The following is a 24,756-nucleotide window of genomic DNA, read 5'->3' as shown; positions in this document are numbered from 1 at the left end:
AGAGCCAATTGCTGTCCCGCCGGATGCAATCGCTGATTTTCGTCGCGGCGGGCGTGTGCGCGGCCTGGCTGCTTGCGGAGATACTGTTCCTGCAATTGTCGGATATGGCGACGGCCGTAAGCAAGGGGCTGAGCTAACCAGACTTCCCGCGAAGGCCCTACCTTTACCGTCAGCGCAGATAGAGTATCGAGACCTGCAACGTCCGCAACGTCGTCATGGCGATCCGATGCTATTGGCCAAGCGTCACTGAAACAAAAAAGCCGCCGGATCGCTCCAGCGGCCTTTTTTGTTTTTACCCGCATGCCGGGCGGCGGCAGTACCGGCCCGATCAGGCGGTCTTGTTATGCTCGCCCTTGACCCAGCGGACAGTGCCCGTGCTGGCGCGCATCACGACGCTCTCGGTGGTCAGCTTGCCGCCGGGCAGGCGCTTTACGCCGCTCAGCAGGGAGCCGTCAGTGACGCCGGTCGCCGCGAAGATGCAGTCGCCGATCGCCAGTTCCTTAAGGTCATAGACCTTGTCCAGATCCTTGATGCCCCATTTATAGGCGCGCTGCTTCTCATCCTCATTGCGGAACAGCAGGCGGCCCTTGAACTGGCCGCCGACGCAGCGCAGCGCTGCACAGGCCAGAACGCCCTCCGGCGCGCCGCCCGAACCCATATACATGTCGATCGTCGTTTCCGGGTCGGTGGTGGCGATCACGCCAGCGACGTCGCCGTCCGGGATCAGCATGATGCCGCAGCCGATGGCGCGCAGCTCGGCGATCAGTTTTTCGTGACGCGGACGGTCGAGTACGCAGACGATGATCTCGCCGGGCGTCACGCCCTTATGCTTGGCGACCGCCTCGACATTCTCCTTCACCGACTTGTTGAGGTCGATAATGCCTTCAGGATAGCCGGGGCCAACCGCCAGCTTCTCCATATAGACGTCCGGCGCATTCAGCAGGCCGCCTTCCTCGGAGATCGCCAGCACGGCGAGCGCATTCGGTCCTGCCTTGGCGGTGATCGTGGTGCCCTCCAGCGGATCGAGCGCGATGTCGATGCGGGGGCCGCTGCCGATGGCGCTGCCGACCTTCTCGCCGATATAGAGCATGGGGGCTTCGTCGCGCTCGCCTTCGCCGATGACGACGGTGCCGTCCATATAGAGGTCGTTAAACGCGATTCGCATCGCTTCGACGGCGGCGGCATCGGCAGCCTTTTCGTCGCCCCGGCCGATCAGCTTGGACGCTGCGATGGCGGCGGCTTCGGTAACCCGCACCATTTCCAGCACCAGAACGCGATCGAGGACCGAACTTGCCTGCACCATATGGAGAATCCCCTAAATTCTTGACGTCGCCGCCCGGATAGGCCGTCCCGCCAGTCTTGTCGAGCATGGGCGCGCGTCCTTTTGTTCCGTTCTGGGGCGTGAGGAAACAGTTTCGCGACAAGGACGTTAGCATCGGAAGGAAGGGTCCGATGATAGCATTCATGCTCGCCATTGCCGTTACGGCTTCCGCGACCGCCGGAGCGCAAGGCCATGGATCGCGCGCCACCGACGGACGGCCCTGCGCCTTGAGCGGAACATGCGTGAACATGCGCAGCGAGGGGGATGATATCCGGCTGTCCCGCTCCCTGCCGCCGGGCGAGGACCGGAAGATGGACGCCTATAATATGTCGCCAAGCCGTCAATGCGGCCTTATCGGCGGCCAGAGATGCCCTGGAAAGGGGCGTCAGATATGGCGGCTGGGCGAACCGGTCCGTCATACGATCGCCCGCAGCTTCGGGCTGAATTGACCCTCGCCAGGCAGGCCGGCGTCAATCGAGGATATGCATGACCATCGGCGCGTCGAGCAGGCTGTCCGACCCGGCCAGCCGCGCCAGCGTATCCGCGATGCGATATTCCTGGCCCTCATGCGTGACGATGGCCATCAGCACGCCGTCCTTCCGGTTGGCGCCACGCTGGATCATACTTTCGATGGAGACGCCCGCATCGCGGGTCGCCGCTGCGATCTCGGCAAGCACGCCCGGCCGGTCCTGCACTTCAAACCGCAGATAGGCTCGTCCGGTCCGCTTGCCCGCATCGGCCTTATGCTGCGCCAGCAGCGACGCGACCGGCATGGCGAAGGGATCGCCATATTCGTCGCGCGCCACGTCGATCAGGTCTGCGACCACCGCCGACGCCGTGGGGCCATCGCCCGCGCCGCGCCCCTGGAAGAACAGCCGGCCGACAAAATTGCCGTCCGCCACCACGGCGTTGAGCGATCCATCTACATGCGCCAGCGGATGATCCATCGGCACCAGCATCGGGTGCACGCGCTGGAACAGGCCCGCCGGGCCATTTTCCGCCATGCCGACCAGCCGGATGCGGAACCCCAGCGCCGCCGCTTCCGCAATGTCCGCGGCGATGACGTGCCGGATGCCGGTGATGTTCACGCCCGCAAAGTCCAGCTCCGTGCCGAACGCCAGACTGGCCAGGATGGACAGCTTGTGCGCGGCGTCCACGCCGTCAATGTCGAAGCTTGGATCAGCTTCGGCATAGCCAAGGTCCTGCGCTTCCTTCAGCACCTCATCGAACCCGCGCCCATCCTTTTCCATCGTGGTCAGGATGTAATTGCAGGTGCCGTTGAGGATGCCATAGACGCGGCTGATCTCATTGGCCGCCGCGCCTTCGCGCAGGCCCTTGATGACCGGGATGCCGCCCGCCACCGCCGCTTCATATTTCAGGGCGACGCCGGCCTTCTCCGCGATCGTCGCAAGGGAAAGCCCATGATGGGCGATCATCGCCTTGTTCGCCGTGACGAAGGGTTTCCCGGCCGCCAGGCATTGCCGCGCCAGGGTGAGGGCGGGGCCGTCCGATCCGCCGATCAGTTCGATGACGACGTCGATATCTTCTCGCGCCGCCAAGGTCGTCATGTCGTCGACCCATTCATAGGATGACAGGTCGACGCCCCGGTCCTTGCTGCGGTCCCGCGCCGAAATGGCCACGACCTCGATCGGACGGCCTGCGCGGCGCGCGATGAGGGCGCTGTTGGTTTCCAGCAGCCGGATGACGCCGCCGCCAACCGTGCCGAGTCCGACTATGGCCAGGCGCAGCGGCCGTTGATCTGTCATGCGTCTTGTCCGATCCCTGAATCACTGACCCCAGAATGCCGGCCAGAGAATATAGGCCAGAGGGTAGGAGGCGCTGATAGACGGACGTCCCGCCCTTTCCAAGGGCTGTCGTTCCCCAATCCGCTTATCCGGCCGTGCGGGTCCTGCCGCACTGCCCCAATCCCGCGCGGACAATCGCATAATCCCGCTTCGCGGCCTCCGCGTCGGTGACGCCCAATGTGCGTGTGGAGGCGATAGGAAGCGTCTGGGGCAGGCTGCAGGCCAGACGATACCAGAGCAGCGTGCCGCGCTGCGGCGTCGCCGCGGCCTCGTCCACCACCTCGCCCAGGGCGACGGCCCATTGCGCCTGCTCGCCGGGGCGGCTGATGATTGACAGCGACACTGGCTGCCCATTTTCGGTTTTCAGGAAAATCTGGGTCTCGCCTTCCCCTGCGATCGTGCCCGCAACATGGAATGCGTCGCCCACGCCCACAATATGCGGCGGCGCATCCTGACCCAGCAGTTCGGAAACCAGCGCCTTTGCGGTGGAGTCCGCCGTCGGCGTCCAGTCGATCTGCGCATCGCGCGCAACGAGCTGCAACTGGCCCGGCCTGGCGCCACGCTGGGCGAAGATCAGCACTTGCCGCTTCTTCAATTTCGGCGCCTTGCCCTTCCGGTCAAGGGGGGCGTCGTAAAGGTAGGAGACGGTCGGCGATATTCCGTTCTCGCCGCGAATCAGTCCAACCACTTTGGCTTCTATATAGAAGCGCTTGAAGCCCGCCGGGACCCCCGTCGCCTGCTTCGCGCTGAGCGCTGTCGCCTGTGTGATTTGTGCTTTCGCTACCACGGGTGCGGCCACCGCCAGATCGGCGTAATCGGCATAGGAAAGGGCGGTCGCGGAGGGAGAAACTGTTGCGGATGATTGAGCAGAAACGGACTGGAATCCATGGTTTGAGGCTAAAATGAGGCATCCGGCTAACAGAATGCGCAGTTTGGGCATGGCGGGTATTTGCATAAGGTTCGTCCTGCTCATTGGGCGTGGCGGCAATGCCACAGGCAAGTGTTTTCCCGGTCGTATAGTGAACGTATTCATCATAATCGATAAAGCGTTTGCGTCACGCGATTGCCCGCGATAGGAGTTGATGAGATAGCAAACAAGCGGACTAGGGCCAAAAGATGAACGGGGAGACCCGGTCACCTGTTGGCCTTTTATGGCCGGTCGGTCGCCAATTTATTGAGAAGTCGAGTTAAGGAGTGTCGTTGCTGAATGGCTTACGCTGACCACTCACAATCTTCGAGTCGCACGATTTCGATCGTCATCGTCGCCATTATCCATGCGGTATTGGGATATGCGTTCGTTACCGGACTTGGCATGAAATATGTCAAAAAAGCGGCAGAACAGTTGAACGTCATCGACGTGAAGGAAGAACCGCCGCCCCCTGACGAGGAGCCGCCGCCCCCGCCGCCCGAAAAGCAGGTCGAGCCACCCCCCGTGGTCGCTCCTCCGCCGATCGTGCAGACGCCGGTCGTCGCCCCCCCGATCCAGACGGTTCGTACGCCTCCGCCGGTGTTCAACCCGGTCCCGGTTGCGGCTCCGCCGCCTCCGCCGGCACCCGTGGTCAGCAAGGCTGCTGGCGCCAAGGGCAATCCCGCAAGCTGGGTGTCCTCGGACGATTATCCCGCGTCGGCCCTTCGCGCCGAAGCGGAAGGCACGAGCGCCATCACCTGGGAGATCAACGAACAGGGGCGTGTCGAAAACTGCCGCGTTACCTCGTCCAGCGGCAATGCCGATCTTGATGAGGCGGCATGTAAGGCGATGACCCGTCGTGGCCGTTACACGCCGGCAGTCGACCAGAATGGCAGCCCCATTCGTTCGAGCCAGTCGCGGCGCATCGTGTGGCGCCTGCCGCAGTGATCTTTCTTTACGGGAAGCAGCCGGCGGCCTTCGCCGGCCCGTTTCTCAATCTTGATTTCTATTTGAGAGGGAAGTGTTGAACATGTTGATCGAAATCGCAGCAGCCGCCGCCCCGAAGGCGGCTAACCCGTACGGCCTTATGGAAGCGCTCGAACAGGGCGGTGTTATCGCCTGGACCGTTTTCATCATTCTCTGCGGCATGTCCGTGGGCACCTTCTACATCCTGTTCACCAAGCTCATCGAGCAGCAGAAGGTGATCAACCAGTCGAAGAAGGTCCGTGCGACTTTCTGGCGCGCCGCCAGCCTGAAGGAAGGCTCGGCCAAGCTGGAGAAGAACTCGGCTTACAAGCAGCTCGTCGATGACGGCATCGCCGCTCAGGAACAGCACAGCAAGCTGACCGACCCCGTTGAAGCCCATGACTGGCTGCACGGCTCGCTCGCCCGTTCGGAAGCCGCAATCAACTCGAAGCTGGGCGGCGGTCTCGCCTTCCTCGCGACGGTTGGCGCGACCTCGCCGTTCATCGGTCTGTTCGGTACGGTTATCGGCATCTACCGCGCGCTGATCAAGATCGGCGCTGCCGGTCAGGCATCGATCGACGCGGTTGCCGGCCCGGTCGGTGAAGCTCTGATCATGACCGCGCTGGGTCTGGCCGTGGCCGTTCCCGCCGTTCTGGCCTACAACTTCCTGCAGCGCCGTAACAAGTCGATCGCCGAGGGCCTGTCGGCCTTCTCGACCGACCTGCTCGGCTACCTGGTTTCCGGCGGCGCCGTGAAGCCGGTTGGTTCGGCTGCTCCGGCTCCGGTTGCGAAGCCCGCGACCGCCGCAGCGACCAAGGCCTGACCTCCAAGTCTCCTGGATGGCGCTCTCGCGCCGTCCAGGCTGCCGGGGGCGATGGAGGGGAAACCCGTCTCGCCCAGGTCACCAAAAGATTGATATGTTAGGATACTGATCAATGGCAATGAGCGTTGGATCCGACGGCGGCGATGAAAAGCCGATGTCCGACATCAACACGACGCCTCTGGTGGACGTCATGCTGGTGTTGCTCATTATCTTCCTTATCGCGGTTCCGGTCGTGGTACAGACGGTCGACCTTAAGCTTCCCAAGGTCGCTTTCGAACCGACCACGACCAAGCCGGAGAATGTCTCGCTCTCCGTCACCTCGGCTGACGATGGCAGTTGCGCGGTTTACTGGAACATGACGAAGGTCAATTCCGAAGATCTGCTCAACCGGGCGGTCGCCAAGCTGGAAGCCGACGTCAAGAAGGCTGGCGGTGTGGAAAACCTGACCCCGGAGGATCTGCCTGAAGTGCATATCCGCGGCGACATCAATGTGCCCTACCGGTGCATTGGCGGCACGATCTACACCATGCAGCGCGCTGGTTTCCCCAAGGTCGGGTTCATTTCCGAGCCGGAGCCGGGCCAGAACGTTCAGCGTCTCTGATCGGTTGAAGCGAGAGGATATTAGCGGATGGCAATGAGTGCAGGCTCAGATGATGGTGAGCCGATGATGGAAATGAACACGACGCCGCTCATCGACGTCATGCTCGTTCTGCTCATCATGTTCATCATCACCATCCCGATCCAGACCCATGCGGTAAAGATCGACCTTCCGCAGAGTTCGCCGCCGACACCGGATCAGATCGACCCTGTAAAGAACAAGGTGTCGATCGATCCGGCTGGCACGATCGCCTGGAACGGTACGCCGATCGATCTGCTGACCCTGCGTCAGTATCTCAATGAATCGCTGAAGCTCCCGGTGGAGCCGGAGCTGCAGTTTCAGCCGGACGCGCAGACCCGCTATGTCGTGGTCGACGAGGTTCTGGCGGAGATCAAGCGGGCTGGGGTCACCAAGATGGGCTTCGTCGGCAACGAACAATATGGCAGCTTCTGATCGCAAATCAGGTCGCGCATAAAAAGACTAGGAGTTTTCGACAATGGCAATGAGTGCTGGCTCTGATGATGGCGAGCCGATGATGGAAATGAACACGACGCCGCTCATCGACGTCATGCTCGTTCTGCTCATCATGTTCATCATCACCATCCCGATCCAGACCCATGCGGTGAAGATCGACCTGCCGCAGAGTTCCCCGCCGACCAATGAGATCATCGACCCTGTGAAGAACAAGGTGTCGATCGATCCGGCTGGCACGATCGCCTGGAACGGTACGCCGATCGATCTGCTGACCCTGCGTCAGTATCTCAATGAATCGCTGAAGCTTCCGGTGGAGCCGGAACTGCAGTTTCAGCCTGACGCGCAGACCCGCTATGTCGTGGTCGATGAGGTTCTGGCGGAAATCAAGCGGGCAGGCGTCACCAAGATGGGCTTTGTCGGCAACGAACAGTACGGCAGCTTCTGATCGTAACCGGATATCGATAAATAGAGAAAAAGGGCCGCTTCTGCGGCCCTTTTTTAATCCAGTTTAAGGCGAATGCGCGATTGCTTGGTTCACGGTTAACCCGTTTGTTACACATGCCTTTTATCAGGAAAGGCGAATATAGGGTCCACAAGACCACGGGTAGCGCACAGTGTCTTACAATGTCTCCGAGGGACGGTCGACCGACCGGCATAATGTCCTGATAGGTGTCCGGCTTCGCCGGCCCGGCGAGACGTGGTTTACCAGCCGCATCGCAGATCTTTCCGTTGGCGGCTTCCGGTTACAGAGCTTCATCAAGCTAGTTCCGGGCATGGAATTGTGGATCATGCTGCCGGGGTTCGAGGGCCGGAAGGCGCAGGTTACCTGGGCAAAGGGGCATGAGGCTGGCTGCGCTTTCGAAAGCCCGCTGCACCCGGCCATCCTTGACCATATTCTGAAAGTCGGCGCCTCCCCCCGCAGGGTCGCGGCCCGATAATCCCGGCCATCCTGTATCCGTCGGCCTGTATCCGGCCGCCTGTCAGCCCGCAGGAGCGTCCTGAAACTGCAGCCGCGCCAACCGGGCATATAGTCCGCCCTTGGCATAGAGCGTCGAATGCGTGCCCTGTTCCGCGATCCGACCATTGTCCATGACGATGATCCTGTCCGCCGCGCGCACCGTCGCCAAGCGATGGGCGATGACGATGGTCGTCCGGCCCTTCATCAACACCTCCAGCGCATCCTGCACCAGCCGCTCTGACTCCGCGTCCAGCGCGGACGTCGCCTCGTCCAGCAACAGGATGGGCGCATCGCGCAGAAGCGCGCGGGCAATCGCCACCCTCTGCTTCTGTCCGCCGGACAGGCGCGTCCCGCCTTCGCCCATATAGCTGTCCAGACCTTCGGGCAGGGCGCGCAGGAACGTCTCGGCATTCGCCGCGCGCGCCGCTGCCCAGATCTGCTCATCGGTCGCGTTCCAGTTTCCGTACCGCAGATTGTCGCGCGCGGAGGCGGCAAATATCACGCTCTCCTGCGGCACCATCGCCATTGCGCTCCGCACGTCGGCCGGGTCGGCATCCTTGAGCGAAACGCCGTTCAGCCGCACCGCCCCGGCATCGGGATCATAGAAGCGCTGCGCCAACTGGATGAGCGTGGATTTCCCCGCGCCGGAAGGTCCCACCACCGCGACGGTCTCACCGGCCTCTATGGTCAGGTTGAAATGCTCCAGCGCGGCGGTGTCTGGTCGTGTGGGATAGCGGAAAGTGACATCCTCGAAGCTTAACCGCGCGCCCGCGCCGCCTGGTATCTGCTGCGGATTCGGCGGGGCGGCGAGATCGGGCCTGGCGACCATAAGTTCGTTCAGGCGGCTGGCGGCTCCCGCGCCGCGCAGAAGGTCGCCCCAGGTCTCGGTCAGCGCGCCGAACGCGCCGGCGACCAGGCCGCCGGTCAGGACGAAGGCCGCGATGCTTCCGCCCGACAGGCGTCCGGCGGCGACATCCAGAGCGCCTTGCCACATCACCAGCACGATGGAACCGAACACCAGGGATATCACGACGCCGGTCATGCACGCGCGCAGGATGATCCGGCGCTTGGCCGTCGCAAAACCCTGCTCGACGGCGGACGCGAAACGCTGCTGCTCCCGCGCTTCCTGTCCGAAAGCCTGCACGATCTTCATCGCGCCGAGCACCTCCGCCGTGATGCTTCCGATGTCGGCAAGCCGGTCCTGGCTGGACCGCGAAAGAGACCGCACGCGCCGTCCGATAGTGACGAGCGGCAGAAGGATGATCGGCAGGCCCAGCAAGAGCAGCCCGGTCAGTTTCGGCGCTATGGTGAACAGGTAGATGATGCCGCCAAAGCCCATGACCGTATTGCGCAGCGCCACCGAAACCGTCGACCCCACCACCTGTTCGATAATCGCCGTGTCCGCGGTCATGCGCGATGCGATCTCCGACGGCCGGTTTTCCTCGAAGTAACGGGGCGCCTGACGCAGCAGGTTGCGTTGCACCGCATTGCGGATATCGGCGACGACCCGTTCGCCCAGCCAGGAGACGAAATAGAATCGGGATGCCGTCGCGACCGCCATGATCGCCACGATCATCAGAAGATATTCGAACCAGCGGCTGATATCCTCCGGCCTGCCGCCGACGAAGCCCCGGTCTATGACCAGCCTGAAACCGCTGGGAATCGCCAGTGTCGCCGCCGCGGCGACAAGCAGTGCGATGGCCGCCGCGACGATCCGCCACGGATAATGCAGGGCCGTCGCCCAGATCATCTTGAGGCTGCCGAGGCGGCGGTCGTTCGGATTTTCCGCCGTTGGCGCGGTTCGGGAGTCTGTCATGATGGGGCCGCTTAGCAGGGGTACCCTGCCGTCTCAATCAGGTACAATGGAACCAAGGTCCAAGCGTAGGAATTTTTGCGTTGCGGTATATATTGGATTAAGGCTCCGCACCGCCCGCTCCGGCGGTGCAACAGAAACGGGATTCGCGATGCTTTACAATGCCTATGAGGTTCAGCGCAGTTTGTTGGCAGGCGCCAGCGCTTGGGCGAATGCGGGCGTGGAGCTGCTCAACAATCCGGCCAATCCGCTGGCCTATTTTGGCGGCGGCCCCGTCATGGCGTCGGCGCTCAACGTGTTCGCGCATGCCGCGGCGCCGCGCGGCAAACCGGAATTCGGCCTGGATCACACCATCATCGATGGAAAGACCGTCGAGGTTTCCGAACGGATAGAGGCGCGGAAGACCTTCGGCCAGCTCAAGCATTTTGTCCGCGAGGGCGTTGCGCCCGGCGCGCCGAAGCTGCTGATCACAGCGCCCATGTCCGGGCATTTCGCGACGCTGTTGCGCGGAACGGTGGAACGGATGCTGCCTGGCCATGATGTATGGATCACGGATTGGCGGGACGCGCGGAATGTGCCGCTGTCCGAGGGCAGCTTCGATCTGGACGATTATGTCGATTATCTGAAGGACTGGCTGATCCATATTGGCGAGGGCGCGCATATGCTTGCCGTTTGCCAGCCTTCCGTGCCGTCCTATGCCGTCGCTGCGCTGATGGCGGCGGAAAACCATCCCTGCCGTCCGCGCACGCTGACCATGATGGGCGGGCCGATCGACACGCGGGAAGCGCCGACCGTGGTCAATACGCTGGCGACGGAGCGGCCGCTGAGCTGGTTCGAGCAGAATGTCGTGGCGACGGTGCCGTTCCAATATCCGGCCAATGGCCGCCGGGTCTATCCGGGCTTCATGCAGCTTGCCGGGTTCATGACGATGAACCTTGGCAACCACATGATGAGCCATTGGGAGATGTTCAAGCATCTGGTCGAAGGCGATGATGAAAGCGCTGACGCCACCAAGGAATTTTACGACGAATATCGGTCCGTCTGCGACATGACGGCCGAATTCTATCTGCAGACCGTGAGTGAGGTGTTCCAGAAGCATAGTCTGCCCAAGGGCGAGCTGATGCATCGCGACACGCTGATCGATCCCACCGCGATCAAGGACATTGCTCTATTGGCGATTGAGGGCGAACGGGATGATATTTCTGGGCTGGGTCAGACCAAGGCCGCGCTGACCATCTCTACCAACCTGCCCGCCAAGCTGAAAAAATATCATATGGCCCCCAATGTCGGCCATTATGGCATCTTCAACGGCAGCAAGTGGCGGACGAAGATCGCCCCCATCGTCGAGGCGTGGATCAAGACGCACGACAAGTAAGTATGTTTGGGGGATAGGATGCAGAGTTTTTCTATCCTGACCAGCCATTAGGCGCAGCGCGCTCCTGCGCAGGCAGGAGCCTGGTTCGGATAGCGGGACTGGCTCCTGCCTGCGCAAGAGCATGTCTCCGGCCAATCAAGACAAGCTCTAGCTGGCGATTTGCGCCGCCAGTTCCAGCGCGCGCGCCGGAGCCACCGCGCCGGTGACCGCGAATGCGACGTCGCCGACCTCCCAATAGGCAATGCTCTCACCCGATCGCGTGGCAAGCAGGGGCTTTGCCTCGGCCGGCGTTTCGGCCTTGCCGGCAAAGAGCGACACGGGTTCTCCTCCCGGAGCGGTCAACGACACGGCGACGGCGGGACCATCGGATGTCGGATAGAGCTGCACATCGCGCACGGCCCATCCTGACGGCATGACGGGCAGTTGAATGCCGGTCGACCGCGCGATTTCCGCCCTGTCCAGCTTCGGGCTTTCGACCTGCGACCGCATTGCCTGGCGCAACAGGCCGTTGCGGTGAGAGGCTGCGGCTTCGTCCACGAAGCTGTTCGCTTGCGCGGCTGCGGGAAATTCTCCCATGGCGCCGCGCGCTATCCATCCGGTGGCGATGAGCGCTGCAATGCCTGCGGCGCGGGCGGCATGCCGCCATGTCCGTCCATTGTCGTTCGCCGCGAGCGGGACAAGGCCGTTTATATTCCTGCGTCCGACCAGCGTCCCCTTGGTCCCGTCGGTTTCCAGGGCGAAGTCGATATCCGTCCACTGCTTTCGCCAGCGGCGCGCGACCAGCCGCTCCCCCGGACGCGCCGCATCGTCCAGCAGGATGACGCCGCCCGGCGCCAGCCGCGAAAACAGGCTGTCGGCGGCGCCGCGAACCAGCGGATGCACGGACCAGGGCGGCCCGTCGATGATGATCATGTCGATCTGATCGGGCAGCGCATCTATATCATACCAGCGTCCCGGCCAGCCTTCGACCTCAGCCTCCAGCGGCGCATGACGGATATCGACCGTCAGGCCATTCTCGGCCAGCCAGTGGCGGGTCGCATCGACAAAGCCCTCATGCTGGTCAAAACTGAGCAGCCGTCCTCCGCCGTTCAACGACAACGCCTTTGCCGTGACCAGCGTGGATGCGCCCGCGCCCAGCTCGACCACGATGCGGGGCCGGAGCCGTTCAATCTGGGTGACGATATGCCGCAGAAATCCGGTATCCGCCTTCCAGCTCCCCAGATGGGGCAGGGCGTCATGCGCAAGGCCCAGCCTGTCCATCAGCGCGCGTTTGTCGGCCTTGCGGCCGCCCCACAGGCTGCGCAGCAACCAGGGCCAGCCGATCGCGCCAAAGGCCATGCGCCAGGCGAAATCGCTCGCCTGCTGGCCAAGGGGCCGCCCCGGCACGGAGTCGTCAAGAGAGAGGAGGCCCGTAAGTTCGCGCGATGTCACATGAAAATCCTTAGCCTTGGGGGAGGGCGTCCCGTTTCTAGCCCGATGATACTGCAGGGGAAAGTCCATCTGCTATTTGCGAAAACGCACTGAGTCTCTATTGGGGTGCGCGTGGTCAAACTGCTCTCCGCAACCGTCGAACGCTGGCCGGTGGCCGGCTCCTTCATCATCAGCCGTGGGGCCAAGACGCATGTCGATGTGATCGTCTGCGAAGTCGGCGACGGCGCGCATGTCGGCAGGGGGGAAGCGACGGCAATCTATTATGAGGGGGAGACCGCCGAGGACTGCGCTCTGGCCATCCGCTCCTATGATGGCCCGCTGGATCGGCAGGCTTTGCTTGGGAAGATGGACAGGGGCGCCGCCCGCAATGCGCTGGATTGCGCCCTGTGGGATCTGGAAGCCAAAATGGCGGGCCGGCCGGTGTGGCAACTCGCCGGACTTGACCGGCCCGGCCTGCTGCCCACGGCCTTCACCATCAGCCTGAACGACCCCGCGCAGATGCAGGCGGACGCCCGCGCCGCCGCCGCACGGGGTTTCGGCCTGCTCAAATGCAAGCTGACGGGCGAGGGAGACCGGGAGCGGATAAAGGCCGTGCGCGCGGGCGCGCCCTCGGTCCGGCTGATCGTCGATGCGAACGAGAGCTGGGCCAATATGGACATTGGCGCGGAGGCGGACGCGCTTGGACGGCTGGGCGTCGAACTTGTTGAACAGCCGGTGCCTCATGGGCGGGAGGATATGCTGGACGGGGTGCGTTCCTCCATTCCCTTCTGCGCTGATGAAAGCTGCCACACCAGCGATGATCTGGACCGGCTGACCGGCTTTTCCGCGGTGAATATCAAGCTCGACAAGGCGGGCGGTCTGACGGAGGCGTTGCGCCTGCGGTCCGCCGCGCGGGCGCGAGGTCTGAAGGTGATGGTCGGCTGCATGCTCGGCACATCGCTTGGCATCGCTCCGGCGGCGCTGGTGGCGCAGGGCGCGGACTGGATCGATCTGGACGGCGCGTTGCTGTTGGCGAAGGATCGGGACGGCGCGCTCATGATGCATGATGGCTTGCTGGAGCCGGGAACTCTGTGGGGAGAGGTTGACGGCGTTGAATCCGCGTAACAAAAGGGCGAACGGGCAGCGGGGCGCCAGCCGATCGGGGATAGCGGTCCTTCGCCTGTGTGATCGACGGGTTCACCCGCAATGGAGCCGCATATGGCCGAACCAGAATTGATCGCCGGGGCGCTCGCCGGCTGGCAGCGGACAATGACCAACTATGGCTGCGTCCTTACCATTCAGGTCGGGGAGAGCGAGGAGCAGTTCGAAACCCACGAATATCAGCGGGTTCTGGTTGCGCTGAACGACCGCCAATTGCGTTCGCTGGCGCGAGACCTGCAACGCGCCGCCGAAACGCGCGGCATCCAGTTGTGGGGCAAGCCGGGCTTCTTCTCGCGCATTTTCCGCCGTAAGAAACTGCCGGATGTTCAGGTGCACCCGCTGGTCGAGGCGTAACCGTCCGGGGCTGATCGCCAGCTCCCTAGGACTTTGCCAATCCGGCCATGGCCTCGCGCAGCGGTTCCGATCGACAGAAGGAGAATGCGCATGTCCTATATCGACGGGTTCGTCCTCGCGGTTCCGACCGCCAACAAGGATCAGTTCATCGCGCATTCCCGGCTGGGGGATTCCGTGTTCATGGAGCTTGGAGCAACCCGCATTCTCGAATGTTGGGGCGATGATGTGCCGGATGGGAAGCTGACCGACTTTCGCCGCGCTGTGCAGGCTACGGCAGACGAAACAGTAGTCTTTTCCTGGATAGAATGGCCCGACAAGACCACCCGCGATGCGGGCATGGCGCGGCTGGACGATCTGGTGAAAACCGATGACCGCTTCAATCCTGAGAAGAACCCGGTCCCGTTCGACGGGAAGCGTATGATCTATGGCGGATTCGCGCCTGTCGTCACGCTTGGGGAATAGAGCGGTTGTTCAGCGGCGGTTGGCCGGGCGTCGCCGACATCCCGTCCTGACTTGCAATTATCAGGGCTAAGGATCAGCATCCGAGACGCCGTGGAGCGGATAAAAAAGGGGAGTGCCATGAAGCGTTCAATCCTGCCGGTATCCGGCCTCGCCGCCATCTTGATATTGACCGGGTGCATGGAAACCATGCCCAGACCGGATCGCCCGCGTCCTCCCCGTCCTCCCCGCCCGGAAAAGCCGATCTGCACGCGAGAATATGCGCCGGTCTGCGCGACAAAAGGGTGGCGGCGCAAGACGTTCAGCAATGAATGCATGGCGCGCGCGGAGCGCTATACGGTGATCAGTCCAAAGCCATGCGATAAAGACAGAAGATAATATTCTGTCGCCAGAGTCCTATAGGGTGAAGGTGATGAGACCTGTCCTTATTCGGCGCTTTTGCCGGTCTGCGCCTTCAATCCCCTTTCAGGATAGGGCATCACCGCCCGTCCGTCCGGCGCGGCAGTGAAGCTCATCTGGGTGGGATAGGCGAACTCAATTCCCTCCTCGTTGAACCGCTTCAGAACGGCGAGGCCGACCTTATGGCGAGTCATGAAGAAGTCATTCTTGTCAGGATCGGGTACGTCGAAATCCATCTCGAAGTCCAGTGAGCTTGCGCCGAACGCGACCAGCCCCGCCTGAATGAACATCATGCCCTGTGCTTCTACCACCTCTCTCAGCATGGCTGGAATCGCCTCCGCAGTTTCCTGCGGCGTCTGATAGATCACGCCTAGCGCGAACTTCACCCGACGGCGTGCGAGCGTCTGCAGACTGGTGATTTCCTTCTGCAGCAGATTGGCGTTGGATATGACCTTCTTTTCGCCGCTGATAGCGCGCAAACGCGTGCTCTTGAGGCCGATCTTCTCCACTCGCGCCGTCGTGGTGTCATAGGTGATGATCTCGCCCCGGCGGAACGGCTTGTCGAAGATGATGGAGAGCGCGGCGAACAGGTCGGAGAAAATGCCCTGCGCGGCAAGGCCGATGGCGATGCCGCCAATGCCGAGACCGGCAACGAGGCCGGAGACGTTGACGCCCAGATTGTCGAGCACAACGACGGTCGCAATGGCGAACAGCGCCACCGTCACGAGAATGCGGATGATCCCCATCGCATTGGCCAGCGTGTCGTTGTCCGCGTCCTCGCCCGTGCGCCGCTCGATGAAGCCGATAATGATTTCGCGCGCCCAGATCGCGCCCTGGAACACGGCGGCGACAGTGAAAAGAAACTGGACGGTCTTGAGCACCAGTTCCGGCGGATTGGCGTAGCCGGCGACCAATCGCGCGGACACCATGACCATGAAGAAATGCGTCGTCTTGCTGATCGCCCGTCCCAGCAGCGCGCCGAAGCTGAGAAATTCCGATTTGCGGGTGAGCCGTTTCCCAAATTCGCGGAACGCCGCAAGCAGAAGGTAAATGAGGACGCCCGCGCCCACGGCGATCATGATCTGCACGGCGTGCAGCGAAAACCAGGCGAGGGTAGTGTTCCACAATTCGGTCAGACTGACCGGGGTGATGGGCAGATCCAGGGCGGCCGCTTTCTTGGCGCTCATAAACTTCCTTCTTCGGTCAGGCCGCCAGCTTCGCCGGGGCGGCGTCGCTGACCTCCAGCGCCTCAAGCAGCGCGATCAGGCCCCGTTCGTGGCGGGACAGATAGCGCGTCTTGCGCGGCAGGCGAAGCCCCTCGCGCCACTGGCTGCGCCCATTTTTCGCTAGATCGAGCAGGGCAGGGTGGATATAGCTTTTCCGGCTGATCGCGGGCGTGTTGCCAAGCGCCTCTGCGACCGGCTCGATCATCTGTTTGAGCGACGCGGCCCCGTCGCCCAGCGCCTCGAACGCCAGCACCGATGCGCCCCAGGTGCGGAAATGCTTGGCTGTGAATGCATCGCCCATCGCTTCGGCGATATAGGCGTTGACGTCCGATGAGGTGACGGGATGCGCCACGCCGTCCTCGTCGAGATATTGGAACAGATGCTGGCCGGGCAGGTCCTGCATCGCGCGCACGAACCGCAGCAGGGCTGAGTCAGTGATCGCCAGCGTCCGCGCCTTGCCGGACTTGGCGCGGTAGGACAGGCGCAGGGTGCGCCCCTTCACATCGGCATGGCGGCGGCGCAGTGTGGTCGCGCCATAGCTCTTATTCTCCCGCGCATATTGCTCGTTGCCGACGCGCACCTTGCCAAGGTCGAGCAACCGCACGACGGCCGCCACCGTGCGGTCCTTGCCCAGTGCGCGCGTGGCGAGGTCGCTTTCAATCCGGGCGCGCAGCAACGGCAGCGCCCGGCCAAAGGAGGCGCAGGCGTCATATTTGGCGGCCTCCCGCGCGGCGCGGAAATCGGCGTGATAACGATATTGCTTGCGCCCCCGGTCATCGAAGCCGGTTCCCTGGATATGGCCATGCGGTGACGGGCAGAACCAGCAGTCGCCATAGGCGGGCGGCATGCCGATCGCGTTCAGCCGGTCGATTTCCTCCCGATCAGTGATCCGCGCGCCGTCCGAGTCATAATAGCCCCAGCCGAGCTTCATTTTCTTGCGGGTGATGCCGGGCAGGCTGTCGTCAACATAGACAAGACCTTTTTTCGGCATCGGGCGGCATCCTTTCCCGGCGGCATTTTCCGCCTGCCTGGATCAACCCGCCGTTCAGGGCTTCGTTCCGGGAGAGCGTCGTTCCGGGAGGGGGGCGTTCCGGGAGGGTGGTCAGGGCTGCCGCTGCAGGGGGCGGGTCGGCCATCGCAGCCTGATCGCGCCAAGCCAGCGCCGTCCCGGCCGTTCGACCAGATGGTAGAGCAGGACTGAGGCGGCGAAGGTCAGGACAAGAAACGACGCCATGGTTACGGGCGGTATCGCCGCCGCATCGTCCACAAATCCGATCTTGAACCAGATGAACAGCATGAAATGCACCATGTAGGTGGCGTAGCTGATCTCGCCCAGATAATGGAGCGGCCGCCAGTGGAGCGGGTTCCGCCGCAGGGTGGAGGCATGGGCCAGCGCCAGGATGAGGCAGGCGGCACCGGCGGGGAAGGCCCAGGTTTCGCTGCCCAGGCCGAGCAGCCACTGGCCCCAGAACATGCCTGCCCCGGCAAAGGCGATGAACATCGCCCGTGCATCCCTGTCCGGCCCGCGCAGCCAGAAAGCGCAGAGCAGCGCTCCGCACCCGAATTCGATCAGGCAACGCAGCAGGCCGAAGCGGGGGATATCGCCGCCCAGCGTCTGTTCCCCAAAGGCCGCCAGCGCCAGATGCAGCGTCGCTAGCAGCACGATCATGGCCGCCAGCAGGTTGGGCCGCCGCACCCGCGCGACCGGCGTCCATAGGACCAGTAGCGGAAACAGCAGATAGGCGGCGAACTCCGCGCTGATCGACCAGGCCGGGTGGTTCCAGCTCAGCGCCGGCGTGAAGCCCCAATTCTGCATCATCGCGATATGCAGCGGCAGCTCCGCCCAGGGATAGTTGGCGTCGTCGCGGCCGCTCATGCGCAGCAGCAGGGCGAACATGACCGTCAACCCAAGCATCACGCCATAGAGCGGATAGATGCGTGCGAACCGCCGCGCCAGGAAAGCGGGCACGGCCGCCGCTCCGCCGGTCAGGATCGCGCGGTGCGCGGACAGGTAGATGACGAAGCCCGACAACAGGAAGAAGAAGTCGACCGCGAGATAGCCCTTGTGCGCGACCTCCATCAGCCATGCAGGCGCCCAGTTTGCGCCGCTGCGGATATGGTAGATCACGACCATCCAGGCGGCGATGCCGCGGGCGGAGGTCAGGCTGCGCAACTCCCCCGTCATGCAATCGCGCCGGTGCGTTGGGCCTGTGCGAAGATGGGGGCGTCGCCCTCCGACTTGCGCAACCGGGTCAGATAAGTGTCGAGGCCGATCTGCAGCGCCAGCAGCATGAACACGAAGGGCTGATAGGCGATGCCGATGAACAGCGCGCCGAGCAGATAGACGATATGCCCCTGTTGCAGCGCCAGCGCCAGGGGCGGCACCCATGCGGTCTTGGCCTCGTCCCGCTTCAGGTAGAAACGCCGCAGCCATTCGGTCCGGGCCAGCGATATGCCGTGGATCATCGCCCAGATCAGGAAGCCCAGATAGCCCTGTTCGCCCAGCATCTCGAAATAGGCGCTGTGATAGGCGCGGCCCTTGTCGATGATCACCTGCCGCTCGGCGGTCAGCAGATTGCCCTTGCCGGTGACCTTGTGCGATTCATAGCGGAAGCTGTTGCCGCGATAGGCGTCGAAGCCCCCACCGGCCGGATGGTCCTTCACATAGTCGAGCGTCCATTTCCACACCGCGATCCGGGTCGATGCGCTCTCGTCGCTCTGATAGGTTTCGATCGTGTTCATGCGGCTGGTGAAGCTCGCCGGCAGGAAGGGCACGGACACGATCGCGACCAGCATCAGCAGGCTGCCATAGAGAAATCGCCGCTGCATATGCATCAGCATCAGCCCGCCCAGCAGGATGATGCAGAGCAGGCCCGTGCGGGTTTCCGTGCCGATCGGGATCAGCAGGCAGGCGAAGCACAGGGCATAGGCGAAGCCGCGCACCCGCCAGTCGGACGGGAAGATCGTGCCATATTTGGCGAGGTACAGGATCAGTGGGATGATCGCGATCGCAACGGTGGAGATCGTGCTGCCTTCGTAGAGGCCGCTATTGTCGTCGACCATCAGGTTGAGCACGCCATAGCCGCCGCCCGACAGCACCGTCTTGATGCCGCCGGTGATGATGATGGAGCTTGCGCACAGGCACATGACCAGCGCCAGCGCCTCTATCCGCAACCGCGTGCGCAGGGTGAGCGGCAGGAAGATGGCAAAGACCAGCGCCTTCCATACCCAGTTCCACTTGGTCGCGGCGTCGATGGGGAAATCGGCATGCGATGTCGTCCACGCGCACCAGCCGAGCAGGGCGATCATCAGCAATTGCCGGAAGGACAGGCGGCTGTCGGCCTTCTTGTCCGCAAGCAACCATGCGCCCGCGGCCAGTGCGAAGGCGATCAGCGATATCGGCACGCTGTTCAGCAGATAATAGGACAGCCGCTGCGGCGATACGATGTCGATATAGGCGTAGACCAGCACCAGCAGGAACGGCCGCCGCAGGGCGAGGGCGAATGCCGCCGCCAGAAATGCCAGGAAAAACAGGTCACGCATCGGGGGTACGGTCCACGCTGCGCCGCCGCCGTTCGCTGTCGAGGTCCGGCCGGCTGAGCAGGCGCCAGAAGGCGATCACTATCAGGCCATGACTGACGAGCAGGGAGAACATGTCGATCATCGATGCTGTGTTCCGGTTCCCTGCGTCCAAAAATGCCGCGCTCCAGCGCTTTTCATGGCCTTACCCGTTCGGGGTTGACGCGACGTTAATCCTTTTAGGTCATTTGCTTGGGCCTATGACGCGCATCCTCCACGTCCTCGACCACAGCCTGCCGCTGCATAGCGGCTACACATTCCGCACACGCGCCATCCTGCGCGCGCAAATGGCGCAGGGGTGGGACGTGCGGAGCATTACCGGCCGCCGTCATGGCGCGGATGCGGGCGCGGTCACGGAGCCGGACGTCGAGACTATCGATGGCCTGATCTTTCATCGTACGCCGGGCGAGGTGGCGTCGGGCAACGCCCTGATCCGCGAATGGCGCGACATCGGCGCGCTTGCCGAATCGATGGAGGCGCTGGTTCACCGGTGGAAGCCGCATCTGATCCATGTTCATTCGCCGGTGCTGAATGCTCTGGCCGCGCAGCGGGTCGCCCGCCGCCACAATATCCCGCTCGTTTATGAAATTCGCGCCTTCTGGGAGGATGCCGCCGTCGGCAACGGCACAGGGACGGAAGGAAGTCCGCGTTACTGGCTGACCCGCCAGCTCGAAACCCACGCCGTCCGCGCAGCGGATGCCGTCGCGGTGATCTGCGAAGGTCTGAAGGGCGACCTGATCGCCCGCGGCATCAGCGCCGACAAGATCATCGTATCGCCCAACGGCGTTGATATGGAAATGTTCGGCACGCCCGTCGCGCCCGACCCGGCGCTGCGCACGCGGCTTGGCCTTGATGGGGCGGAGGTCATCGGCTTCATCGGCAGCTTCTACGATTATGAGGGGCTGGACGATCTGATCGCCGCCATGCCCGCGCTTGCCACCCGTCGCCCGCTGGCCAAGCTGCTGCTCGTCGGCGGCGGCCCGCGAGAGGAAGCGCTGCGCAATCAGGTCGCTTATTCGCCGGTCGCTGATCGTGTCGTATTTGCGGGCCGTGTCGCGCACGGGCAGGTGGAAAATTATTACAGCCTGATCGACATCCTTGCCTATCCGCGCAAGTCGATGCGGCTCACCGATCTTGTCACGCCGTTGAAACCGCTGGAGGCGATGGCGCAGGGCAAGCTGGTCGCTGCGTCCAGCGTCGGCGGGCATTGCGAACTGATAGAGGATGGCGTCACCGGTACGCTGTTCGCGCCCAATAATCCGGCCGCCATAGCGCAGGCGCTGGCCAAGCTGTTCGAGGCACGCCCGGCATGGGATGCGCGCCGCGCCGTCGCGCGCCGCTTCGTTGAGACAGAGCGTAACTGGTCGTCAAATATTTTGCGTTACGAACCGGTTTACCGGCGGCTCCTGAACGGCGCCCGGCGCGCCCGCGCGGCGTGACGGAGCAGGGAAGGGGCTGATGAAGATCAGGCTTCGGGCCTCGCAACGGGCGGCCATATGGGCTGCATCCGGCGCGGCGTTCGCGGTCCTGACCTTTCCGGCGGGGTTGATCGAGGTGGCGGCTACGTCGTCGGGCATCTCGGAGGTTCTGCCGGCCGCCGCGCCGCCGCTGGGCACGACCGCCCGGCTGCTGCTGGCGGGTTTTGCAGGGGTGATGGCGGCGGGCGCCGCGCTGGCGTTCCGCCGGCAGAGCGCTCCGGCCAAGGGAGTAGAGAAGATGGGTTTTGCACTTTCACGCCTGACCGGCCTCGCCAGGCGCCGCGCCCGCAAGCCGGAACCGCTGGTGAGCGATATGCCGATATTGCGGCGTGCCGACGCTCATCCCGATGCGCCGCCGCGCCGCCCCATCTTCGCCAACAGCGACTTTGGCGGCACCGGCATGTTTTCCGAAATGCCTGCTTCGCCCGAAGATCAGACGCCCGATATCGCCGCGCCGGAGATCGAGGCCGCATTTACAGAATCATTGGCGTCTGTTGATGATCCCGTGATCGACGCCGCGATTCAGGACGCGGCATGTGCTGCCGAGGAGCAGCCGGCTCCCCTGCCGCTGGACGGCATGTCTGGTGAGGAAGTGCTGTCGGGCTTTGCGCCGCTGGCCGCGCCCGTGCCGCCTCCCGGCATGGAAGCCCAGCCCGAAGTCCCGGCCGCTGCGCCGCCAAGGGAACCGCGCCCACCCCTCGATGGCCTGACCATCGCCCAGCTTGCCGAGCGGTTCGAACTGGGGCTGGCGCGCCGCGCCATCGCCCGGCCGGTCGCGCCTTTTGATGCGCCCCCGGTGCAGATCGTGCCGGTTGCCGCCCAGCCCGTTCCGCGCGTTATTGCCGACATTCCGCCCGTGCCGCCTGTCGCGGTGAAGCCCGATGTGGATATGCAGGTCGATGAGGCGCTTCGCGCGGCGCTCGGCACGTTGCAGCGCATGAGCGCGCGCTGATCCTCACCAGTCCTCGATAAGCAGCGCTGACAGGGCGACCCGCACCTGGGGCGGGTCCAGCGCTGCATTGGGGTCCGTCCAGCGGCCGTCTATCGCCAGATCGGCGACGATATGTCCGTTTATCGCAAATTCCGCCTCCGGGGCCTGGTCGATGAACAGCGCCACCCGCTGCTGCGCATTGTCGCCAGTGAAGATCAGCACGATCTTGTGGCGTGACCCCTGGAATGTCGCGCTGGCCCAGGGGTGGACCGAGATCGACTCCACGCTGGCGTTTGGACCCGCAAGGGCAAGGATCGACGCCATCAGGCGCTTGTGCGGATCGCGGCGGGCTGGCCGGGGATGATCGGTGGGCGCCATCCTGCTCATCGCGCACCCTCCGATTGATATTTGTTCATGAAATGTTCTACACGATTTTTCATGCGTTCTCCCGGTTCCCGCCCGTTTCGCATGTCGAGCACCAGGCGGGGATCGCGCACCGCCTCACGGCCGAAGCGAGTGGCGGGCATCCCGGTTTCCTTCAGGAAGCGCTCGATGGTCCGCAGTAAATGCATGTCTCTGTCTCCTCCGCCGGTTCCGGCGCGACTCGCCGGTGAATAGGGAGATTCTTATCTCATAGGAAATTTCCTACTTGTCTATAGGATGTTTCCTATTGTATGAAACCGCAATGGATGATTTCTCCGCCCGTCAGACACTCGACCGGCTCATCGTTGAGCGGCGGGACAATTATGGCGCTCTGTCGCGGATGCTGGGGCGCAACTCCGCCTATATCCAGCAATACATAAAGCGCGGCACGCCCCGGAAGCTGGATGAGGCGGACAGGCGGAAGCTGGCCCGCTATTTCGGCGTGGACGAAACGCTGCTCGGCGGGCCGGAGGTCTTGCCCGCGCGCACGGTGGCGAGGGGCGCGATCTTGCCGGTGCCCCGTCTGGCGCTGGGGGCGTCGGCCGGGGCGGGGTCTCTGGATGAGGATGAGCGGAACGCGGGGACCGTGGGGTTTGATCGCGGCTGGCTGCGGACCCTGGGCGTCCGTGAGGATATGCTGTCGATCATCAGCGTCGATGGCGAATCGATGGCGCCGACGCTGGGGCATGGCGATGACATCATGGTCGATCGCGGCGATGACGGCGCGCGTCTGCGCGATGGCATCTACGTACTGCGCCTCGACGGCATGTTGATGGTCAAGCGGATCGCGATGGGGCCAAGGAGCGGGCGGTTTTCGATATTGAGCGACAATCCGCTCTATACCCGCTGGGAGGATATTGATCCGGCGCTGGTGGAGATTATCGGCCGGGTGGTCTGGACCGGGCGGCGGCTGGGCTGAACGGGGATGCTGGTCAGAGGGCTTGCGCTCCCGCGGCGCCTTCGCCACATCGAGGGTCATGAGCACGCCGCCCCTGAAAGCCGTCATCGTCCCTGTGACCCCGCTCCAGCAGAACTGCACGCTGTTCTGGTGCACGCAGACCAACAAGGCCGCCTTTGTCGATCCTGGCGGCGATCTCGACCGGCTGAAGGCCGCGGCGCAGCAGCAGGGCGTGGAGATTGAGAAGATCCTGATCACCCACGGCCATATCGACCATTGCGGGCAGGCGGGCATATTGGCGAAGGAACTGGGCGTCCAGATAGAGGGACCGCATGAGGCGGACCGCTACTGGATCGCCAAGCTCAGCGAAGAAGGCGGAAAATATGGCATCAACGGCCAGGTGTTCGAACCGGACCGCTGGCTTGTCGACGGCGATACGGTGACGGTCGGCAATCTGACCCTGGATGTCATCCACTGTCCCGGCCATACCCCCGGCCATGTCGTCTTTCACCACGCCCCTTCAAAGCTGGCGATTGTGGGCGATGTGCTGTTTCAGGGGTCGATCGGCCGTACGGATTTCCCGCTCGGCAATCATCAGGATCTGATCGACGCGATCACTGGCAAGCTTTGGCCGCTGGGCGGGGACACCGCCTTTGTGCCGGGGCATGGCGCGATGAGCAATTTCGCCCATGAGCGCCGCTCCAATCCCTTCGTGGCGGACCGGGTGACTGGCCTGGCGTGATCGGGCCAGAGGCTGGACTTGACGCTGAACCGAAGCCTCCCCCTGTTCAGACATGCGCGGCGAGGGTGGGCGGCGCTTCGACCTGCCGCATTGATCCATAGGCGACATAGAGCGCGGCTATGGACAGGATGATGATCGTCGCGAACGTCACCAATATGCCGATCATCCGCGCCTTGTGCGGCGTGTCATGATCCATGCCGAATGCGTGCGCGATCCGCGCGAGGATATAGACCAGCGCGAGCAGCCACAGCCATGTCTGTGGGCCGGTCGCCAGTTCGATCAGGCCGAACAGAATGATGACGAACGGCGTATATTCGACGAAGTTCGCCTGCGCCCGCATGCGCTTGACCAGCGGCTCGCAGCCGCCGTCGCCATGCAGCACCTTGTTGGACATGCGCGTGCGGCCGACCCGCATCGCCAGCCACATGTTGAGAAGCGCGGCGGCCGCGGCGAGAGTGAGGGTGATCGGCAGCAGCATGGAGAAGCGTCCTCTTTCTTTGGTGATTGGACATTGGCGGTCCCGTGGCGCAGGGGCAAGGAATGACTTGCGCATCGCGCGGAAATAGCTATAGGCGCATGGCTTCGCGATTGTCCGGGCCGCATGGGTCTGCGGCCTTTTGGTCCGTCAGGTTCCGCATCGGCGCTGATACTATCGC

General features: G+C 63.4%; 30 protein-coding genes (1 of these 30 running past the window's edge). 17 read left to right on the top strand and 13 right to left on the bottom strand.

What is annotated here, in order from left to right; genetic code table 11:
• On the top strand, positions 1-137 hold the 3' end of the coding sequence (locus KFK14_RS18625; protein WP_212608718.1) for a PilZ domain-containing protein. It extends 418 nt beyond the left edge of the window; the window shows 137 of its 555 coding nt (coding positions 419-555); the start codon falls outside the window, past its left edge; its stop codon occupies positions 135-137.
• A gap of 191 nt (positions 138-328) precedes the next feature.
• On the opposite strand, the gene glpX is transcribed toward KFK14_RS18625, so the two are convergent.
• A complete protein-coding gene (gene glpX / locus KFK14_RS18620; RefSeq protein WP_070156287.1) occupies positions 329-1,303 on the bottom strand; it encodes a class II fructose-bisphosphatase in 975 nt (324 codons plus the stop codon).
• 149 nt (positions 1,304-1,452) lie between these two features.
• Here glpX and KFK14_RS18615 point away from each other — a divergent pair, with 149 nt between their 5' ends.
• On the top strand, positions 1,453-1,770 hold the full coding sequence (locus tag KFK14_RS18615; RefSeq protein WP_212608717.1) for a hypothetical protein: 318 nt from the start codon (positions 1,453-1,455) through the stop codon (positions 1,768-1,770).
• Between the two features lie 21 nt (positions 1,771-1,791).
• Here KFK14_RS18615 and KFK14_RS18610 read toward each other — a convergent pair whose 3' ends face one another.
• Positions 1,792-3,087 carry a homoserine dehydrogenase gene (locus KFK14_RS18610; RefSeq protein ID WP_212608716.1) on the bottom strand — a complete coding sequence of 432 codons (1,296 nt, stop codon included), beginning with the start codon at positions 3,085-3,087 and terminating at the stop codon, positions 1,792-1,794.
• Between the two features lie 124 nt (positions 3,088-3,211).
• Positions 3,212-4,081, bottom strand: coding sequence for a hypothetical protein (locus tag KFK14_RS18605; RefSeq protein WP_212608715.1), 870 nt, complete (start codon positions 4,079-4,081; stop codon positions 3,212-3,214).
• Positions 4,082-4,333: 252 nt separating this feature from the next.
• On the opposite strand from KFK14_RS18605, the gene KFK14_RS18600 reads away from it, so the two are divergent.
• From KFK14_RS18600 to KFK14_RS18575, 6 genes are all read left to right on the top strand, one after another.
• Positions 4,334-4,981: an energy transducer TonB gene (locus KFK14_RS18600; protein WP_070156284.1), complete on the top strand. Its 648-nt coding sequence runs from the start codon at positions 4,334-4,336 to the stop codon at positions 4,979-4,981.
• Between the two features lie 82 nt (positions 4,982-5,063).
• Positions 5,064-5,822, top strand: coding sequence for a MotA/TolQ/ExbB proton channel family protein (locus KFK14_RS18595; protein ID WP_070156283.1), 759 nt, complete (start codon positions 5,064-5,066; stop codon positions 5,820-5,822).
• Between the two features lie 112 nt (positions 5,823-5,934).
• Positions 5,935-6,423, top strand: a complete 489-nt coding sequence (locus tag KFK14_RS18590; protein WP_070156282.1) for an ExbD/TolR family protein — start codon at positions 5,935-5,937, stop codon at positions 6,421-6,423.
• A 27-nt stretch (positions 6,424-6,450) separates the two neighbouring features.
• Complete coding sequence (locus tag KFK14_RS18585) at positions 6,451-6,873, top strand: ExbD/TolR family protein (RefSeq protein WP_212608714.1); 423 nt, start codon at positions 6,451-6,453, stop codon at positions 6,871-6,873.
• Positions 6,874-6,916: 43 nt separating this feature from the next.
• Entirely contained in the window at positions 6,917-7,339 is a 423-nt protein-coding gene (locus tag KFK14_RS18580; protein WP_070156280.1) for an ExbD/TolR family protein, read from the top strand.
• A 169-nt stretch (positions 7,340-7,508) separates the two neighbouring features.
• Positions 7,509-7,832, top strand: a complete 324-nt coding sequence (locus KFK14_RS18575) for a PilZ domain-containing protein (RefSeq protein WP_070156279.1) — start codon at positions 7,509-7,511, stop codon at positions 7,830-7,832.
• A gap of 42 nt (positions 7,833-7,874) precedes the next feature.
• Here KFK14_RS18575 and KFK14_RS18570 read toward each other — a convergent pair whose 3' ends face one another.
• Positions 7,875-9,668: an ABC transporter transmembrane domain-containing protein gene (locus KFK14_RS18570; RefSeq protein WP_212608713.1), complete on the bottom strand. Its 1,794-nt coding sequence runs from the start codon at positions 9,666-9,668 to the stop codon at positions 7,875-7,877.
• Between the two features lie 148 nt (positions 9,669-9,816).
• Between KFK14_RS18570 and KFK14_RS18565 the strand changes: the two genes are divergently transcribed.
• Positions 9,817-11,040 (top strand): polyhydroxyalkanoate depolymerase, encoded by a 1,224-nt coding sequence (locus KFK14_RS18565; RefSeq protein ID WP_070156277.1) that lies wholly within the window; start codon positions 9,817-9,819, stop codon positions 11,038-11,040.
• Positions 11,041-11,187: 147 nt separating this feature from the next.
• Here the strand turns inward: KFK14_RS18565 and KFK14_RS18560 are convergent, their stop codons facing one another.
• Positions 11,188-12,471 carry a class I SAM-dependent methyltransferase gene (locus KFK14_RS18560; RefSeq protein WP_212608712.1) on the bottom strand — a complete coding sequence of 428 codons (1,284 nt, stop codon included), beginning with the start codon at positions 12,469-12,471 and terminating at the stop codon, positions 11,188-11,190.
• Positions 12,472-12,582: 111 nt separating this feature from the next.
• Here KFK14_RS18560 and dgcA point away from each other — a divergent pair, with 111 nt between their 5' ends.
• From dgcA to KFK14_RS24360, 4 genes are all read left to right on the top strand, one after another.
• Positions 12,583-13,575, top strand: a complete 993-nt coding sequence (gene dgcA, locus KFK14_RS18555; protein ID WP_212608711.1) for an N-acetyl-D-Glu racemase DgcA — start codon at positions 12,583-12,585, stop codon at positions 13,573-13,575.
• A gap of 93 nt (positions 13,576-13,668) precedes the next feature.
• A complete protein-coding gene (locus KFK14_RS18550; protein WP_212608710.1) occupies positions 13,669-13,965 on the top strand; it encodes a hypothetical protein in 297 nt (98 codons plus the stop codon).
• Positions 13,966-14,055: 90 nt separating this feature from the next.
• Positions 14,056-14,427: a DUF1428 domain-containing protein gene (locus KFK14_RS18545; protein ID WP_212608709.1), complete on the top strand. Its 372-nt coding sequence runs from the start codon at positions 14,056-14,058 to the stop codon at positions 14,425-14,427.
• Positions 14,428-14,544: 117 nt separating this feature from the next.
• Positions 14,545-14,802 (top strand): Kazal-type serine protease inhibitor family protein, encoded by a 258-nt coding sequence (locus tag KFK14_RS24360; RefSeq protein WP_212608708.1) that lies wholly within the window; start codon positions 14,545-14,547, stop codon positions 14,800-14,802.
• Between the two features lie 47 nt (positions 14,803-14,849).
• On the opposite strand, the gene KFK14_RS18535 is transcribed toward KFK14_RS24360, so the two are convergent.
• From KFK14_RS18535 to KFK14_RS24270, 5 genes are all read right to left on the bottom strand, one after another.
• The gene (locus KFK14_RS18535; RefSeq protein WP_212608707.1) at positions 14,850-16,010 is read right to left on the bottom strand and encodes a mechanosensitive ion channel family protein; all 1,161 of its coding nucleotides are present in this window, start codon (positions 16,008-16,010) and stop codon (positions 14,850-14,852) included.
• 16 nt (positions 16,011-16,026) lie between these two features.
• Positions 16,027-17,040: a DNA topoisomerase IB gene (locus tag KFK14_RS18530; protein ID WP_212608706.1), complete on the bottom strand. Its 1,014-nt coding sequence runs from the start codon at positions 17,038-17,040 to the stop codon at positions 16,027-16,029.
• A 111-nt stretch (positions 17,041-17,151) separates the two neighbouring features.
• Positions 17,152-18,234 (bottom strand): acyltransferase family protein, encoded by a 1,083-nt coding sequence (locus KFK14_RS18525; RefSeq protein WP_212608705.1) that lies wholly within the window; start codon positions 18,232-18,234, stop codon positions 17,152-17,154.
• A complete protein-coding gene (locus tag KFK14_RS18520) occupies positions 18,231-19,592 on the bottom strand; it encodes a putative O-glycosylation ligase, exosortase A system-associated (protein ID WP_212608704.1) in 1,362 nt (453 codons plus the stop codon). Before KFK14_RS18520 ends, KFK14_RS18525 begins: the two co-directional genes overlap by 4 nt.
• Positions 19,585-19,713 carry a hypothetical protein gene (locus tag KFK14_RS24270; protein ID WP_281417165.1) on the bottom strand — a complete coding sequence of 43 codons (129 nt, stop codon included), beginning with the start codon at positions 19,711-19,713 and terminating at the stop codon, positions 19,585-19,587. The genes KFK14_RS18520 and KFK14_RS24270 overlap by 8 nt, the downstream gene beginning before the upstream one ends.
• 115 nt (positions 19,714-19,828) lie before the next feature.
• Here KFK14_RS24270 and KFK14_RS18515 point away from each other — a divergent pair, with 115 nt between their 5' ends.
• Together KFK14_RS18515 and KFK14_RS18510 are read left to right on the top strand one after the other, a co-directional pair.
• Positions 19,829-21,067 (top strand): TIGR04063 family PEP-CTERM/XrtA system glycosyltransferase, encoded by a 1,239-nt coding sequence (locus tag KFK14_RS18515; RefSeq protein ID WP_212608703.1) that lies wholly within the window; start codon positions 19,829-19,831, stop codon positions 21,065-21,067.
• Positions 21,068-21,086: 19 nt separating this feature from the next.
• Entirely contained in the window at positions 21,087-22,058 is a 972-nt protein-coding gene (locus tag KFK14_RS18510; RefSeq protein ID WP_212608702.1) for a hypothetical protein, read from the top strand.
• Positions 22,059-22,061: 3 nt separating this feature from the next.
• Here KFK14_RS18510 and KFK14_RS18505 read toward each other — a convergent pair whose 3' ends face one another.
• Positions 22,062-22,424, bottom strand: a complete 363-nt coding sequence (locus KFK14_RS18505) for a hypothetical protein (RefSeq protein WP_212608701.1) — start codon at positions 22,422-22,424, stop codon at positions 22,062-22,064.
• The gene (locus KFK14_RS18500; protein ID WP_212608700.1) at positions 22,421-22,609 is read right to left on the bottom strand and encodes a hypothetical protein; all 189 of its coding nucleotides are present in this window, start codon (positions 22,607-22,609) and stop codon (positions 22,421-22,423) included. Before KFK14_RS18500 ends, KFK14_RS18505 begins: the two co-directional genes overlap by 4 nt.
• Positions 22,610-22,722: 113 nt before the next feature.
• On the opposite strand from KFK14_RS18500, the gene KFK14_RS18495 reads away from it, so the two are divergent.
• Together KFK14_RS18495 and KFK14_RS18490 are read left to right on the top strand one after the other, a co-directional pair.
• Entirely contained in the window at positions 22,723-23,379 is a 657-nt protein-coding gene (locus KFK14_RS18495; protein ID WP_212608699.1) for a S24 family peptidase, read from the top strand.
• Between the two features lie 58 nt (positions 23,380-23,437).
• Positions 23,438-24,100 (top strand): MBL fold metallo-hydrolase, encoded by a 663-nt coding sequence (locus KFK14_RS18490; RefSeq protein WP_212608698.1) that lies wholly within the window; start codon positions 23,438-23,440, stop codon positions 24,098-24,100.
• A 46-nt stretch (positions 24,101-24,146) separates the two neighbouring features.
• On the opposite strand, the gene KFK14_RS18485 is transcribed toward KFK14_RS18490, so the two are convergent.
• On the bottom strand, positions 24,147-24,578 hold the full coding sequence (locus tag KFK14_RS18485; protein WP_212608697.1) for an MAPEG family protein: 432 nt from the start codon (positions 24,576-24,578) through the stop codon (positions 24,147-24,149).
• Between the last annotated feature and the right edge of the window lie 178 nt (positions 24,579-24,756).

The sequence above is a fragment of the Sphingobium phenoxybenzoativorans genome, assembly GCF_018286635.1.
Classification (GTDB): Bacteria; Pseudomonadota; Alphaproteobacteria; order Sphingomonadales; family Sphingomonadaceae; genus Sphingobium; species Sphingobium phenoxybenzoativorans.
Note: the sequence above shows the minus strand (reverse complement) of the source record. Positions and strands in the feature narration are given on the sequence as shown.